This window comes from Flavobacterium sp. N502540 (genome assembly GCF_025947365.1).
Taxonomy (GTDB): Bacteria; Bacteroidota; Bacteroidia; order Flavobacteriales; family Flavobacteriaceae; genus Flavobacterium.
The window spans coordinates 3,258,879-3,272,258 of sequence record NZ_CP110012.1 but is presented as its reverse complement, the minus strand read 5'-3'; the positions used below and the strand labels follow the sequence as shown (position 1 = coordinate 3,272,258).

The 13,380-nt window shown below is 35.2% G+C and carries 17 protein-coding genes; 8 read left to right on the top strand and 9 right to left on the bottom strand.

Annotation, left to right across the window (positions count from 1 at the left end; genetic code table 11):
• The first annotated feature begins 26 nt into the window (after window positions 1-26).
• Together OLM58_RS13805 and OLM58_RS13800 are read left to right on the top strand one after the other, a co-directional pair.
• Entirely contained in the window at window positions 27-395 is a 369-nt protein-coding gene (locus tag OLM58_RS13805) for a PUR family DNA/RNA-binding protein (protein ID WP_017495419.1), read from the top strand.
• A gap of 144 nt (window positions 396-539) precedes the next feature.
• Window positions 540-1,085: an RBBP9/YdeN family alpha/beta hydrolase gene (locus OLM58_RS13800; RefSeq protein WP_264529373.1), complete on the top strand. Its 546-nt coding sequence runs from the start codon at window positions 540-542 to the stop codon at window positions 1,083-1,085.
• An 87-nt stretch (window positions 1,086-1,172) separates the two neighbouring features.
• Here the strand turns inward: OLM58_RS13800 and OLM58_RS13795 are convergent, their stop codons facing one another.
• Window positions 1,173-1,508, bottom strand: coding sequence for a tRNA-binding protein (locus tag OLM58_RS13795; RefSeq protein WP_264529372.1), 336 nt, complete (start codon window positions 1,506-1,508; stop codon window positions 1,173-1,175).
• A 215-nt stretch (window positions 1,509-1,723) separates the two neighbouring features.
• On the opposite strand from OLM58_RS13795, the gene OLM58_RS13790 reads away from it, so the two are divergent.
• Entirely contained in the window at window positions 1,724-2,287 is a 564-nt protein-coding gene (locus OLM58_RS13790) for a thioredoxin family protein (RefSeq protein ID WP_264529371.1), read from the top strand.
• A gap of 333 nt (window positions 2,288-2,620) precedes the next feature.
• The gene (locus tag OLM58_RS13785) at window positions 2,621-3,016 is read left to right on the top strand and encodes a GreA/GreB family elongation factor (protein ID WP_264529370.1); all 396 of its coding nucleotides are present in this window, start codon (window positions 2,621-2,623) and stop codon (window positions 3,014-3,016) included.
• 112 nt (window positions 3,017-3,128) lie between these two features.
• Here OLM58_RS13785 and OLM58_RS13780 read toward each other — a convergent pair whose 3' ends face one another.
• The 7 genes from OLM58_RS13780 to OLM58_RS13750 all read right to left on the bottom strand — a co-directional run bounded on the left by OLM58_RS13780 (window position 3,129) and on the right by OLM58_RS13750 (window position 7,951).
• Window positions 3,129-3,440 (bottom strand): c-type cytochrome, encoded by a 312-nt coding sequence (locus OLM58_RS13780; protein ID WP_070907020.1) that lies wholly within the window; start codon window positions 3,438-3,440, stop codon window positions 3,129-3,131.
• A 92-nt stretch (window positions 3,441-3,532) separates the two neighbouring features.
• Window positions 3,533-4,465, bottom strand: a complete 933-nt coding sequence (locus OLM58_RS13775; RefSeq protein ID WP_264529369.1) for a peptidylprolyl isomerase — start codon at window positions 4,463-4,465, stop codon at window positions 3,533-3,535.
• Window positions 4,466-4,516: 51 nt separating this feature from the next.
• Window positions 4,517-5,662 carry an MFS transporter gene (locus OLM58_RS13770; RefSeq protein WP_264529368.1) on the bottom strand — a complete coding sequence of 382 codons (1,146 nt, stop codon included), beginning with the start codon at window positions 5,660-5,662 and terminating at the stop codon, window positions 4,517-4,519.
• 142 nt (window positions 5,663-5,804) lie between these two features.
• Window positions 5,805-6,155 carry a cupin domain-containing protein gene (locus tag OLM58_RS13765; protein ID WP_264529367.1) on the bottom strand — a complete coding sequence of 117 codons (351 nt, stop codon included), beginning with the start codon at window positions 6,153-6,155 and terminating at the stop codon, window positions 5,805-5,807.
• 116 nt (window positions 6,156-6,271) lie between these two features.
• A complete protein-coding gene (tnpA, locus tag OLM58_RS13760; protein WP_264529366.1) occupies window positions 6,272-6,733 on the bottom strand; it encodes an IS200/IS605 family transposase in 462 nt (153 codons plus the stop codon).
• Window positions 6,734-7,061: 328 nt separating this feature from the next.
• Window positions 7,062-7,517 (bottom strand): nuclear transport factor 2 family protein, encoded by a 456-nt coding sequence (locus tag OLM58_RS13755; RefSeq protein WP_264529365.1) that lies wholly within the window; start codon window positions 7,515-7,517, stop codon window positions 7,062-7,064.
• Window positions 7,518-7,621: 104 nt separating this feature from the next.
• The gene (locus tag OLM58_RS13750) at window positions 7,622-7,951 is read right to left on the bottom strand and encodes a hypothetical protein (protein WP_264529364.1); all 330 of its coding nucleotides are present in this window, start codon (window positions 7,949-7,951) and stop codon (window positions 7,622-7,624) included.
• A 277-nt stretch (window positions 7,952-8,228) separates the two neighbouring features.
• Between OLM58_RS13750 and trmD the strand changes: the two genes are divergently transcribed.
• The 4 genes from trmD (at window position 8,229) to rplS (ending at window position 11,672) form a co-directional block, all read left to right on the top strand.
• Window positions 8,229-8,909, top strand: a complete 681-nt coding sequence (gene trmD, locus OLM58_RS13745; RefSeq protein WP_017495431.1) for a tRNA (guanosine(37)-N1)-methyltransferase TrmD — start codon at window positions 8,229-8,231, stop codon at window positions 8,907-8,909.
• A 103-nt stretch (window positions 8,910-9,012) separates the two neighbouring features.
• Complete coding sequence (locus OLM58_RS13740; protein ID WP_264529363.1) at window positions 9,013-9,837, top strand: AraC family transcriptional regulator; 825 nt, start codon at window positions 9,013-9,015, stop codon at window positions 9,835-9,837.
• Window positions 9,838-9,950: 113 nt separating this feature from the next.
• Window positions 9,951-11,081: an agmatine/peptidylarginine deiminase gene (locus OLM58_RS13735; protein WP_264529362.1), complete on the top strand. Its 1,131-nt coding sequence runs from the start codon at window positions 9,951-9,953 to the stop codon at window positions 11,079-11,081.
• A gap of 240 nt (window positions 11,082-11,321) precedes the next feature.
• Window positions 11,322-11,672 (top strand): 50S ribosomal protein L19, encoded by a 351-nt coding sequence (gene rplS, locus OLM58_RS13730; protein WP_017495434.1) that lies wholly within the window; start codon window positions 11,322-11,324, stop codon window positions 11,670-11,672.
• Between the two features lie 955 nt (window positions 11,673-12,627).
• On the opposite strand, the gene OLM58_RS13725 is transcribed toward rplS, so the two are convergent.
• The gene (locus OLM58_RS13725; protein ID WP_264529361.1) at window positions 12,628-13,041 is read right to left on the bottom strand and encodes a helix-turn-helix domain-containing protein; all 414 of its coding nucleotides are present in this window, start codon (window positions 13,039-13,041) and stop codon (window positions 12,628-12,630) included.
• Between the last annotated feature and the right edge of the window lie 339 nt (window positions 13,042-13,380).

The following is a 13,380-nucleotide window of genomic DNA, read 5'->3' as shown; positions in this document are numbered from 1 at the left end:
TAATTCCAAAAATGATAGAACGTATTATGAGAGAAAATGACATGTTAGAAAAAGAAGAGATTTTTTCTAAAGTATTACGAGCAGGAAGAAGAACTTATTTCTTTGATGTGAGAGCTACTAAAGCTGATGATTATTATATCACAATTACCGAAAGTAAAAAATTTACTGAGGAGGATGGTTCCTTTCATTTTAAGAAACACAAGATCTACTTGTACAAAGAAGACTTTAGTGCTTTTGCCGAAATACTTGAAGAAATGACTTCCTATGTCCTGAACCACAAGGGCGAAGAAGTAATCTCTGAAAGACATCAAAAAGATTTCAAAAAAGAATATGGTTCTGATAAACCTGAAGGACAAAGAACCAGTTTTACTGATATAGATTTTGACGATATTTAGTCGACGGAAGACTTTTTTAAAAGTATAAGTCCATAGTGTTTTGCATTTTGGACTTTTTTTTAACACATAAACTCTACCAATTTGGTAGAATATTTATTTGTGCTTTAAAATAAGTAATTCAGCTATCTTGATAAAAAAGCAACAATGGAAATACAACTATTGATTCTGCCAGGTCTTGGAAATTCGGGAGACAAACACTGGCAAACATTTTGGCATGAGAAATTTAAAAACTCAACCCGCATCGTTCACGATGAATGGGAGGAGCCTATTCGCGCAGAATGGCTTGAGCGTTTAGAAGAAGAAATCTCCAGACTTAATGGTCCAACAATACTAGTAGCACACAGCTTAGCTGTTTCACTTGTTCTGCATTGGGCACAGAAAAATAACAATCCAAACATAGTGGGTGCCTTACTGGTTGCACCTGCCGATGTAGATTCACCTGCACACACACCGGAATCTATTCGGAACTTTTCACCCATGCCAACCTCAAAACTGCCTTTTCCTTCTATTGTCGTAGCGAGCGAAAACGATCCTTATGCGACTTTTGAGCGAAAAAAATACTTTGCCGAAATGTGGGGAAGCGATCTTGTCAATGTGGGACAAAGAGGACACATCAACTCCGATTCGGATTTAAAATATTGGGAAGAAGGACAATTGATTTTGGAACAATTGATCGAGAAAATAAAATAGTTTTCAGTCGCAGTCTTCAGTCACAGCCTACATACTGAAAACTGAGACCGTAAACTGTGACTGAAGACTGTGACTGAAGACTGTAAACTAACCTATACGCAGCCCATTTTCGATTTTAAAATCAGGAGCCAGTAAAATAACATCTCCCTCCTTGCCTATGGCACCAAGAACCAGGCATTCACTCATAAATTTCCCTATTTGTTTTCGGGGGAAGTTTACGACTGATATAATTTGTCGGTTTAGCAAATCCTCTTTTTTATAATGTGTCGTTATTTGGGCTGATGATTTACGCATTCCTATTTCGGAACCAAAATCAATGGTAAGCTGGTAGGCCGGTTTTCTGGCTTCAGGAAAATCATTTACTTCTATAATTGTTCCGACACGCATATCAGTTCTTTCAAATTCACTCCAGGTTAAATCCATTTTTGTTTTACTGTTTGATGTTTTACAAACCTATTAATTTTACCATTATAACCGCCAATTTCATAACTATTTTTTGAGTTGTTTTCCTCATTTTAGAAATCATATTGTTGTTCTGATCTCAAAAAAGAAAATATACTCCAAAAATCAAAAACAAGTCTATATCCTTTCTTTTACAGAAATTTAAAGTTATTTTTGAGGAACTTATTTCTACAAAAATGGCACGAACTCCTTCTAATATGATTCCTCTTGGAACAATTGCTCCAGATTTCAAATTAAGAGATACCAATTCGAATAATGAGTATTCATTGGACGATTTGAGGGGCTCAAAAGGTACGTTGATTATGTTTATCTGCAACCATTGCCCATTTGTACTTCATGTTATCAAAGAGGTTGTTATGATTGCCAATGATTATCGCGTACAGGGAATTGGTGTAATTGCCATTTCAAGCAACGATATTGAAAAGTATCCGCAAGATGCTCCTGAGTTAATGACTGAATTTGCTTTTCAGAACAAAATCGATTTCCCGTATTTGTACGACGAAAGCCAGGAAGTAGCCAAAGCTTACGAAGCGGCTTGCACTCCTGATTTTTATTTATTTGACAATCAGGATCGATTGTTTTACCGTGGCCAATTGGACGATTCAAGACCCGGAAACGGAATTCCGTTAAGCGGAAGTGATCTTCGCAGTGCAATTGATGCTCTTATCTATAACAGAAGTCTGAAAGATCCTCAAAAACCAAGTATTGGCTGCAACATCAAATGGAAAACATCACTTTAGTGTTTTCAAAAAGTTTGCTTATCTTTACAAATCAAATTAATTATTTCCACAGTGACTACTATAAATCTATTTACAGTTTCTCCGGTATCGCATTTTCTGACGAGAAGAGCGTACCCGACTGTATTTATTTCACATAGTAAGGCCTTTATCAATTAGGCCTCCGTCTATTTCAATTTCTTCTCTCAGACGGAGGATTATTTTTTTTTAAAATTTTCAGTTTACAATCTTCAGTTTTCTGCAGCAGTCTTTATTTACAGACCGCCAGAAATGACCGTAGCTATAATTTGTTTCTGAAAATTCTACACAGTCAACCCACAATAAATTAGAATAGATATGAAACCAACACCTACATTCTGTAAGTCAGATTATCAATTTTTAAGAGAATTGATCCTAAAAAGTAAAAACGCAACCAATGCCAAAGAAATCGGGCAGCTTTCACACGAACTGGACCGTGCTGTTATCCGTAAAGAAAGTGAATTAGACAGCAGCACTATACGCATTAATTCGCATGTTATTATTGAAGATGTAAAAGCAAAAAAACAAATGAAAATTCAAATTGTCCTTCCTTCATTTGCAGACGTAAAAGAGGGCAAAATATCAATATTAGCACCACTAAGTGTTGCCATAATTGGCTTTAAAAAAGACGATGTTGTCGATTGGGAATTACCGGCCGGAATAAAAACTTTAAAAATAGCAGCGGTTGACAATTCTTCTGAAAACGCTTCTTAATTTTCTAAACACCTCCCGCGTGAAGGTGTTTTTTTATGCTCAGTTTGGAGCAAAAAAAAAAACTATTCAAAAATAATATGAATAGTTTTTATGCTTTTTAAATTGCTACTCCTTACAATTGAGAAGTTATATAGTTTGATATTAAAGCAATTTGAGTATCGTCTACCTTCGCTTTTTTCTGCATTCTTACCAGAATTGGTTTCCAGTCTTCCTGACTAAATTTCTTCGGATCGTACAATTTATGACATCTTGCACAACTGTTTTCGTACAAGTTTTTACCTTCTGCCAATGCAGGAGTTAGCTCTGTAGTTTTTGCCGTCTCAGTTGCAGCCGGAGTGGCTGTTGCAACCGGAGCAGCTTTTTTTGTACCGCACGAAATCAAAAGCAATGTCGCAGCGGTTAAAGTTAGGATCCTTAATTTCATTGTTCTTGTTTTTTTAAGTAAATATAAAAAAAATCCCATTCGGCTCGCGAATGGGATTGCTATTTAAAACAATACTAAATTGCTGTAAAGTCTTATTTTACGTCCATTAATTCAACGTCAAAAATCAAAGTTGCGTGTGGCGGAATAACTCCTCCTGCACCTGAAGCTCCATAAGCTAAATCAGATGGAATTACAAAACGAGCTTTGTCACCTACTTGTAATAAAGCAATACCTTCGTCCCATCCTTCGATAACCTGACCCTGACCTAATCTAAATTCGATTGGTTTTTTACGTGGGTAAGAGGAATCAAATACTTTTCCGTTTTCTAAAGAACCTTCGTAATGTACTGCAACAGTTTTACCTGCTTCCGCTTTTTTACCTTCTCCTTTTTGAATCATTTTATAACGCAATCCACTCTCTGTTTTATCAAAACCTGCAGCCAATTGCTCCATCTTTGCTTCTGATTCAGCTTTTAAAGCAGCATCACGCTTCAAACGAGCTCCTTTTAAAGAGATAAAAGCCTCGATTGCATTCCATTTTTGAGCTTCTTCACCTACTCTGATGATTTCTACTGCATCAAGATTATCACCCTGAGCTACAGCATCAACAACATCCTGTCCTTCGATTACATGACCAAAAACGGTATGTTTTCCATCTAACCATGAAGTTGGAACGTGAGTAATGTAAAATTGAGAACCGTTACTTGCCGGACCTGAATTTGCCATTGCTAAAACTCCCGGACGATCGTGTTTCAAGCTTGGGTGAAACTCATCATCAAATTTGTATCCAGGATCTCCGGTTCCGGTTCCTTTTGGACATCCTCCCTGAATCATAAAATCAGGAATTACTCTGTGAAAAGTTAATCCGTCATAGAATTTTTGTCCTTGAGGTTTTACTTTATTTTCCATATTTCCTTCTGCAAGAGCTACAAAATTCCCTACGGTCCCAGGTGTTAAATCATGTGTAAGTTTTACTAAAATCGAACCTTTACTAGTGTTGAATTTAGCGTATATTCCGTTTTCCATGGTTGTTATTTTTTATTTGATTGCAAATTTACAAATTAATTTTATATCAATTTATGCTTTCTGTTTTTTAGACTTTGATTTGTAAGTAAGGCCATAAACCGTAAATGCCAGTGCCGATAATCCAACACATCCAATGGTTACTGCGTGCCATCCGCCCAGTTTCCATAACAACAATCCGTAAGCCGATCCCGCTGCTGTTCCTAAAAAACTAAAAGACATAAAGACGGTATTCAATCGGTTTCTGGCTTCCGGAAGTAAGGAATACACGCGGGTTTGATTTGAAATATGAACTCCCTGAATTCCGATATCAATAAATACAATTCCAATCGCAATTCCGATCACACTTTCTATTGAAAAATAAAAAACCAGAAAACTAATTAAAATCAATAAACAGCCATAACCTACTGCAATTCTTGAATTTCCTTTGTCTCCCATTTTTCCTACTAACGGCGCTGCCAAAGCTCCTGAAGCTCCCACGATTCCAAATAGTCCAATTGTAGCACTGTTAAAACCGAATGGCTCTCCCGAAAGCAGCAAAACCATAGTGGTCCAAAAAGCTCCGAATTGTGCAAAACTAAATACATTTATCAATGTCGCTTCACGCAAAACCGGCTGTGTTTTTATAAGTGTAAAAAGGGATTGAATCAGCTGTCCGTAAGTTCCTTCAAACTGTGGTTTATTCACCGGGAATTTATTCTGAATCACAAAAAAGATCAGTAAACAAATACCTGCAGCAATATAAAACATAGACCTCCAACCTAGCAACTGACCGATAAATCCGCTTAAAGTTCTGGAAAGCAATATCCCCACAAGTAAACCGCTCATTATGGTTCCGACTACTTTTCCACGTTGTTCCGGCGCACTTAAAGATGCTGCCAATGGTAAAATTAACTGGGGTACAATTGAAGTAATTCCGATTAACAAAGAAGCTATCTGCAAAAGGAAGAAGCTTTTTGCTGTAGCTGCCACAATCAAGGCAATTACAGAAGCAAAAGTGGTGATTAAAATTTGCTTTTTACGTTCGATTTTATCTCCTAGTGGAACCATGAAAAACAGCCCTATAGCATAACCCGCTTGGGTTAGATAGGTTATTGTTCCCGCACTGGCTTCAGGAATTTTAAATTCGTTGGCAATTAAAACAATTAAAGGCTGGCAGTAATACAGATTTGCAACTATAAGTCCGGTGCAAGCTGCCATAAATAAGACATTCGTTTTGGATAAATTCATTTTGCAAAAATACCAATCTAATTATTACCAAAACTTTAAAAAAATTATAATTTTTAAAGGTTTCAAAGCCAATCCGGTTCTTATTTTATCGCTTTTAATGGATTTTAAACTCTTACGATTGTATAAAATCTTCTCGCATTGGACTAAAAACATCTGTCAGAAGTCCGCTTTCCAGACAAACTACTCCATGAATAGCATGAGGCGGAATGTAAAAACTGTCTCCTTCTTTTAGCGTTTGGGTGACGCCGTTAATGGTAACATCAAATTTCCCACTGGAAACATACGTTACCTGAGAATGATAGTGCTCGTGTAAAACTCCGATTCCGCCTTTCTCAAAATGTACATTTACCAACATCACTCTTTCATCGAAAGCCAGAATTTTACGTTTGATTCCTTCTCCTACGATCTCCCATTCGATTTCATCTCCTTTTATAAATTCTTTGCTTGTTTTTAGATGCTGCATTTTCTCTGTGTTTAATTAACTTTTCGTTTCTTGCCAATTCCATTAACCGGCTAACGTCTTTTCATTCCGGCTATTTTTATCAAATTTAAGCCAATCTGTTTTCTTATCGCTTACTTCTAAATTAATTCTTTAAAAATAAACTTTTCATCATAATCGACTTCAGACTTTTGCAAAAAGTGAATATACTCCTCTCTCAGAGTTTTCTTTTTGTGGTGCGCTTCCTGGTTTTCAATATACCTGATTACAGTACTCAGTTGAGATTTACTGTATGAAAACGCTCCATAACCTTCCTGCCACTGAAAATGACTCTTAGACAATTTATTACTATTAATCCATTTTGAAGAATCCTGTTTAATATTTTTCATCAAATCGGAAATTGATTGCGCAGGTCTGATCCCGATCAAAATATGAATATGGTCCGATACGCCATTTATCGCCAGAAGCTTATGCTCATTATTTTTTATAATTCCCGCTATATATTGATATAATTCGGCTTTCCATTCCTTGTCTATTAACGCCCGTCTGAATTTTACTGCGAAAACAAAATGAATATGTATTTGGGTGTATGTGTTTGCCATTACCGATATGTAATTCCTGACGGAATAATTTGCGATGTGTAAAACATATTTTTTTTGATTCTACTACCAATATTTAATTCCTGACGGAATAATTTGTGATGTGTAAAACATATTTTTTTGATAGCCAAATTTAATTCCTGACGGAATAATTTTAGATCATTTAAAATGAAAGAATAAAGCTACAAATATTTTATCATTAAATATTACTTCCCTCAATTTATTTTACTTATTAGCAAAAAAAATGCTCCGTCAGGAGCAAAATATCGGTAATCCATCGTCAACACTGTCCCGTAGGGACAACACCTCTTTTTACAGTTAGCAGCTGCCCTTAGTTTTCTTCTTCTTCAAAATTATCGAAATAGGTAAAATCTTTGGTTATCAATCCGTTTTCAATGGTAAAAATAGTGCAGATTGGCAGTTCAAATTTTGAATTATCAGGTGCTGTACCTGTTGAAACAAATTCTACAATAATATGTTTGTCTCCCGACGGGTAAACCTGAATCACTTTATCGTGCAGATCCGGAAATGCAGCATTTAGCTCCGCATACTTATCTGCAATTTGTTTGCGGGTTTGTTTTACAATTCCCGGCCCTAACGAAGGGTCTTTAAAATCAGCGGTATCCGTGTACATTTCTGACATCTTCTTCCAATCGTGGTTGTTAAAATGCTCAAAATACTGTTTGATTAATTGTTCATTTTTTGTGGCATCCATAGGTTTTGATTGATTTTGATTGTTACAGGAAATAATTAGAAAAAACACCATTAGTATTGCTATTTTTCTCATGATTTATCATTTTAAGTTACTTAAGATCAGTATAAATATACTCAAATGATTTTCACCGAAGTGATAAATCAGCGCTATTTTCTGATAAAAAACAATCAATCCATTTATTTTACAGCAATCGTTTGTGGTGGCTGCTGTTGTTTATCGGTTTTATACAAATAAATTTTCCCGTCTTTATGGGTGTATATATAGGTATAGTTCCAATAATTTGGACCGGCAATTCTGGTACCTTCACTTGTATCTGTATTTGCATATACCTGATCTGCATAAATTAATATTTCGCCATGATCCTGATTGTTTATAGTACGTATGGGAGGTCCCCACGCCTTTATAAGATTTTTTTTAGACTGACCAATCCATTGATCGTTTGGATTTTTAGCTGTTGCACATGCCTGTAAAATCAATATAATTGTTAGTAAGAGTAGCTTTTTCATGAGTTTTTTTTTTAAGTATCTTGTACACAGTGGAATAATTGAATTGTAATATTACTTAAAATTAGACATCTTTTTTTTACATTTTAGTAGTTCAATGTTATATAATCATCATCTATTCAACTGTAAAACATATACTTAAACACAATTCACTAAATAACACGCTGGTTAGCAACTCATTCTTACCAGCCTCTTAATTATTTTCTCTCATTTTCAAATCTTGAAAATTCACAAAAATTAACTTTGTATCTTTGCATCTTAGAACTATTGAAGAAAAAAAATGCGAATTGACATTATTACGATTTTACCTGAATTATTAAAGAGTCCGTTTGAGGCTTCGATTATGAAACGTGCCATAGACAAAGGTTTAGTAGAAGTTCATTTTCATAATTTGCGTGATTATACCACAAATAGGCAAAAAAGTGTTGACGATTATCCGTTTGGCGGAGGTGCCGGAATGGTAATGACGGTTCAGCCTATTGATGACTGTATCACGCATTTAAAAAGCCAGCGCGAGTACGATGAAATTATATATATGTCACCTGATGGAGAAACTCTAAATCAAAAAATGGCCAATACGATGTCGATGTATGAAAACATTATCATTCTCTGCGGACATTATAAAGGGGTAGATCAACGTGTACGTGATCATTTTATTACCAAAGAAATTTCAATTGGCGATTATGTATTATCCGGTGGAGAATTAGGCGCTTTAGTATTATCTGATGCTTTAATCCGACTGATTCCTGGTGTTTTGAGCGACGAAACTTCAGCATTGACTGACAGTTTTCAGGACAATTTGCTTTCGGGACCTATATACACAAGACCTGCAGATTATAAAGGCTGGAAAGTTCCCGAAGTATTAACGAGCGGACATTTTGCTAAAATTGACAAATGGCGAGAGGATATGGCCTACGAACATACTAAAAACAGACGTCCGGATTTATTGGAAGAAAAATAAAAAATATTCCCTCCTCATTTCTTTTTAGTGATTCTTCTCCATCATACTTGAAAGCTGTAATTATCGTTATCCTTTTTTGTTACTTCTTTCTAAAAGCTAAAAAATGAGCGATTTTAATCTGAAACATATTTACAATACACGGAATTATATTGAGATGAATTACAATCAAATCATCTCAATAAATTCTCTGGAGCGTATTTCCTGTTACTCCTACAGGAATTTGCAACGCATTTTTTATTCTTTATTCAATGAAACCATCGGCGCTTATCAAACCCGATTGAAAGTAGAAAACGGGTACAAAAAACTAATCTATTCGAACAAACAAATCTCAGAAATTGCGCTTGAAGTAGGTTTTGCCGATGTACAGTCTTTTTCAAAAACCTTCAAAAAACATTTCGACTGCGCTCCTTCACTAGCCCGCAATCAAAAAGAACTTTTATTAAACGATACGGGTATTCTTCAATCTTTTACCTCCTTTTTAAAGCCTGAAATACTTGTAATTCCGGAAACAGCTGTTTATTATCTTAGCTCCAAAACGCATTATATTAATCCCGAAATAGAAAATCTTTGGGACACTCTTTTAAAAAATGAATTCCCTCAAACTGATGCTCATTTCTTCGGAGTTATAACGGATGATATTTTAATTACCGAAAAAATAAACTGCACTTACGAAGCCTGCATTGCTACAACTGCTGTTCTTAAAAATCTTCCAAAGAAGCAAATTTTTGGAGGCAAATATGCTCGCTTTTTTCACCATGGAAGCTACAACACCCTTGAAGAAACGTATAATCAAATCTTTGGTGGCTGGTTTCTAACCCATGATTTTGAACTTTCACATTTGCCTGTTATTGAACAATATCTAAAAACCAGCGACAATTGTGATAACGAATCTGACTATCTCACAGCGATTTTTATTCCGCTTATTTGATTTGTCCATTTTGGACAACTAACCGTTTATCGCTTGATACTATCTTTGCATCGTCAAAACACTAGTAACACAATGACACTAAACAAGTTAATCCACAACAAACTCAAATTAAGATGAAAAAATTATTTTTACCAATAGTACTACTTCCTTTGTTCACTTCCTGCCAGGAAGACGGAATGTCTGCAACACCAAACGAACCAACTGAATCCATTAAAAGCGAGATTATGTATACCATGCCTGAAGAATCTGCTCCGCATGAAGGAACCTGGCTGCAATGGCCACACCAATATCAATACGGTATAAACTATAGAGATGATCTGGACGCTACATGGGTTGCCATGACAAAATCATTGTCGACAAGTGAAAAGGTGCATATCGTTGCTTACAATACCAACGAAAAGAACAGAATTACAACTTTATTACAAAATGCAGGAGTTTCTCTTTCTTCCATCGATTTTAAAATCTATAAAACAGATGATGTTTGGGTACGAGATAATGGTCCTATTTATGTAAAAGACAAAAACAACCAATTGGTAATTCAGGACTGGGGCTTTAATGGCTGGGGAGAAAAAGCTGATTTTAAAAACTGCAACACCATACCTGCACAAATTGCCGCAGATCAAAGTACAACAGTTGTAGATTTAAATGCGATCATGATCAACGAAGGAGGAGCTGTAGAAATAGATGGAAAAGGAACCTTATTAGCTACTAAAAGCTCTATTCTGAACTCAAATCGTAATCCCGGAATGAGTCAGGCACAAGCTGAAGCCATTTTTAAAAAATATTTAGGAGTGTCTAACTTCATCTGGCTGAACGGAAAAGCAGGAAAAGAAATTACTGACATGCACATTGACGGGTTTGCACGATTTGGTAATGACAACACCATCGTGACGATGAGCGAAGATGATTTACTGTACTGGGAAGTACCAGAAGGAGACATTCCTACTTTGTACAATTCAAAAGATTTAAAAGGTAAAAAATACAATTTCCTAAAACTGCCTTTGACTCAAAACAAAGTGGTAACGACCTATGGAAAAAAATTAGGCTACAAAGGCTCATATGTTAATTACTACATTGGAAACACAGTTGTATTGGTTCCTAATTACAATGACCCTAATGATGCTGTTGCCAATCAATTGATTCAAAGCTTGTATCCTAACAGAAAGGTAATTGGTATCGACGTTCGTAATTTGTATGCTAATGGAGGAATGATCCACTGTGTGACGCAGCAGCAGCCAAAATAAAAAGTTTCTTTTGTTTCAAGTTTCAAGTTTCAGGTTCTTATGATCCGCAATCAAAACTTGAAACCTGAAACTTGAAACTTGAAACCTGAAACTCTTAACCTTCAATTTATCAGCAACTTAAAATAATTTACAATTTATAATTCATAATTTACAATTATTTTTTACATTTGCACCCGAATTAGACTAACCTCTGGCGAAATACGTGAATGTTACTCTAAATAAACAATAATAAAAATTATCATGGCAGATTTATTAAAGTTCGTTCAAAACGAATTCGTTGCTAAAAAAGATTTCCCTGTTTTCGGAGCTGGAGATACTATCACAGTTTACTACGAAATTAAAGAGGGTGAAAAAACAAGAACTCAGTTTTTTAAAGGAGTTGTTATTCAAAGAAGAGGTTCTGGTAACACAGAAACTTTCACTATTCGTAAAATGTCTGGAGCTATTGGAGTTGAGCGTATCTTCCCAGTGAACTTGCCAGCTTTACAAAAAATTGAAATCAACAAAAAAGGAGCTGTACGTAGAGCTAGAATTTTCTACTTCAGAGAACTTACTGGTAAAAAAGCTAAGATTAAAGATAAAAGAAGATAATCATTTATCTATTGGTTATAAAGAACTCGTTTCATTTGAAACGGGTTTTTTTTTGCCTGTTTTTTAAAATTTTCAGGAGCTAATCCCGCTATTCGTTTCAATCTTTTGCTTTAAAAAAAAAAAGCAAAAGGATTTCCACTGCTATCGGGGCTAAGACAATCATTTGCATAAGAGCTTTTAGTTTACGCCAAACCCGGGTTTTAAAAACCTGTCGGGTTTTTAAGATTGCGCGACATACATCATTTCAACGGATTAAAATCCGTTTTTATCTGCGTTTTTACGAAGTAAATCTGTTTCATCCGCGTCAAAATTAGACACTGATTTTACTGATTCGCTAAAGCGTAAACACAGATTAAAACGGATTTCATCAGCTTAATCTTGTCATTTCGAGGAACGAGACCCGAGCGATATCGAACAGACGAAGTAAATCTCCGCAAGAAACTCCTTTCCTAAAGCCGCCAATCTTTGTAGAGTTTCTTGCGAAGATTTCTCGTTCCTCGAAATGACAAACTATACGGATTACTGTTGAGCTTCGGGACGCAATCAAAATCGTCAATCTTTGCCAAATCCCGCGTGTGATTTCTCCTTCGTCGAAATGACATAAAATGAGAAAAGAAAATCTTTTCAAGCTTTGCGTTTTTTTTCCTTTTCTATTCCTGAAAAAAGTTTACCTATTTATACTTCATCCTAAAAAGATTTACAAGGAATTTTTTACTGTGGCAAAATGAAAACAAAAAATTATTTTGTCACACTTTCTGTAACAAAATGAAAATAAATTAAAAATTGTTACAGCTTTTGTGGCAAAACAAAAATAAAAATAAAATTTGCCACAAAAATAAAAAAGGCTCCCACGCTCGTGTAAATGCAAAAAAATCATTTGATAAAAGCAAAAATGCGCAAAAGTCTCCAAAAGACATTTGCGCATTCTTACTATAAAAATTCTCTTTCGAGACTATTACTTTCCTTTTAATACTTTTTCTAAATACTCGATTTTATCTTTTTCTGCTTGTAGCAAACGCTCGTAAAGCTTTTCTTTTTCATGGAAAGTTTCAATTAATTTATCCAATGGATTAAAAGTACAATGATTTGCATTGAATGCTCCATTTGTAAAACTGTTATCATGAAAACTATTAAAATAATTAATCATATTGTCTTCCGAGAAATTTTTGATTGCTTCTACGGTTACGCCAAGCGCTTTTGCAACTTCAGCAAGTCTTTCATCATCTATTGTTTCACTATTTTCAATCGCTGAAACTGTTTGTTGGCTTGTGCCTAAAGCTTGCGCCAAAGCTTCCTGTTTCATATCTCGAAGTTCACGGATACGGCTAATTTTTCGACCTATATGGCTTGGTTTTGTTAGTGTGCTCATAATTCAAAGATAATGATTAAGTTTAATAACAAGCAACTGGTAAAAAACATATTAAACAATGTAACTTACCCTTTGTCGCTCATTCATTCATTAAACCAAAAATACAATTTTTCAGACAAAAGGACAGCACTAAAATGATTTTATACAACTGGAAAGGTTTCTCTGTTTCGAAATCGCCCACTTTTCTTAGTGATCCATCAAAACCGTAATTTTTTAATACCAAAATCGCCGATTTGACAATTTAAAGACCTCGAAATAACAATCTGATAATTTCGGCATTTCTCCTGAAAACTACACCGTTTTCGGACTGTTTTTATTATATTTGCTCCGCTCATTCTG

Coding starts and splice junctions, on each gene's coding strand:
- OLM58_RS13805 (WP_017495419.1), top strand. CDS start 27: ATGAGAGAAAATGACATGTTAGAAAAAGAAGAGATTTTTTCTAAAGTA.
- OLM58_RS13800 (WP_264529373.1), top strand. CDS start 540: ATGGAAATACAACTATTGATTCTGCCAGGTCTTGGAAATTCGGGAGAC.
- OLM58_RS13795 (WP_264529372.1), bottom strand. CDS start 1,508: ATGGATTTAACCTGGAGTGAATTTGAAAGAACTGATATGCGTGTCGGA.
- OLM58_RS13790 (WP_264529371.1), top strand. CDS start 1,724: ATGGCACGAACTCCTTCTAATATGATTCCTCTTGGAACAATTGCTCCA.
- OLM58_RS13785 (WP_264529370.1), top strand. CDS start 2,621: ATGAAACCAACACCTACATTCTGTAAGTCAGATTATCAATTTTTAAGA.
- OLM58_RS13780 (WP_070907020.1), bottom strand. CDS start 3,440: ATGAAATTAAGGATCCTAACTTTAACCGCTGCGACATTGCTTTTGATT.
- OLM58_RS13775 (WP_264529369.1), bottom strand. CDS start 4,465: ATGGAAAACGGAATATACGCTAAATTCAACACTAGTAAAGGTTCGATT.
- OLM58_RS13770 (WP_264529368.1), bottom strand. CDS start 5,662: ATGGCAGCTTGCACCGGACTTATAGTTGCAAATCTGTATTACTGCCAG.
- OLM58_RS13765 (WP_264529367.1), bottom strand. CDS start 6,155: ATGCAGCATCTAAAAACAAGCAAAGAATTTATAAAAGGAGATGAAATC.
- tnpA (WP_264529366.1), bottom strand. CDS start 6,733: ATGGCAAACACATACACCCAAATACATATTCATTTTGTTTTCGCAGTA.
- OLM58_RS13755 (WP_264529365.1), bottom strand. CDS start 7,517: ATGAGAAAAATAGCAATACTAATGGTGTTTTTTCTAATTATTTCCTGT.
- OLM58_RS13750 (WP_264529364.1), bottom strand. CDS start 7,951: ATGAAAAAGCTACTCTTACTAACAATTATATTGATTTTACAGGCATGT.
- trmD (WP_017495431.1), top strand. CDS start 8,229: ATGCGAATTGACATTATTACGATTTTACCTGAATTATTAAAGAGTCCG.
- OLM58_RS13740 (WP_264529363.1), top strand. CDS start 9,013: ATGAGCGATTTTAATCTGAAACATATTTACAATACACGGAATTATATT.
- OLM58_RS13735 (WP_264529362.1), top strand. CDS start 9,951: ATGAAAAAATTATTTTTACCAATAGTACTACTTCCTTTGTTCACTTCC.
- rplS (WP_017495434.1), top strand. CDS start 11,322: ATGGCAGATTTATTAAAGTTCGTTCAAAACGAATTCGTTGCTAAAAAA.
- OLM58_RS13725 (WP_264529361.1), bottom strand. CDS start 13,041: ATGAGCACACTAACAAAACCAAGCCATATAGGTCGAAAAATTAGCCGT.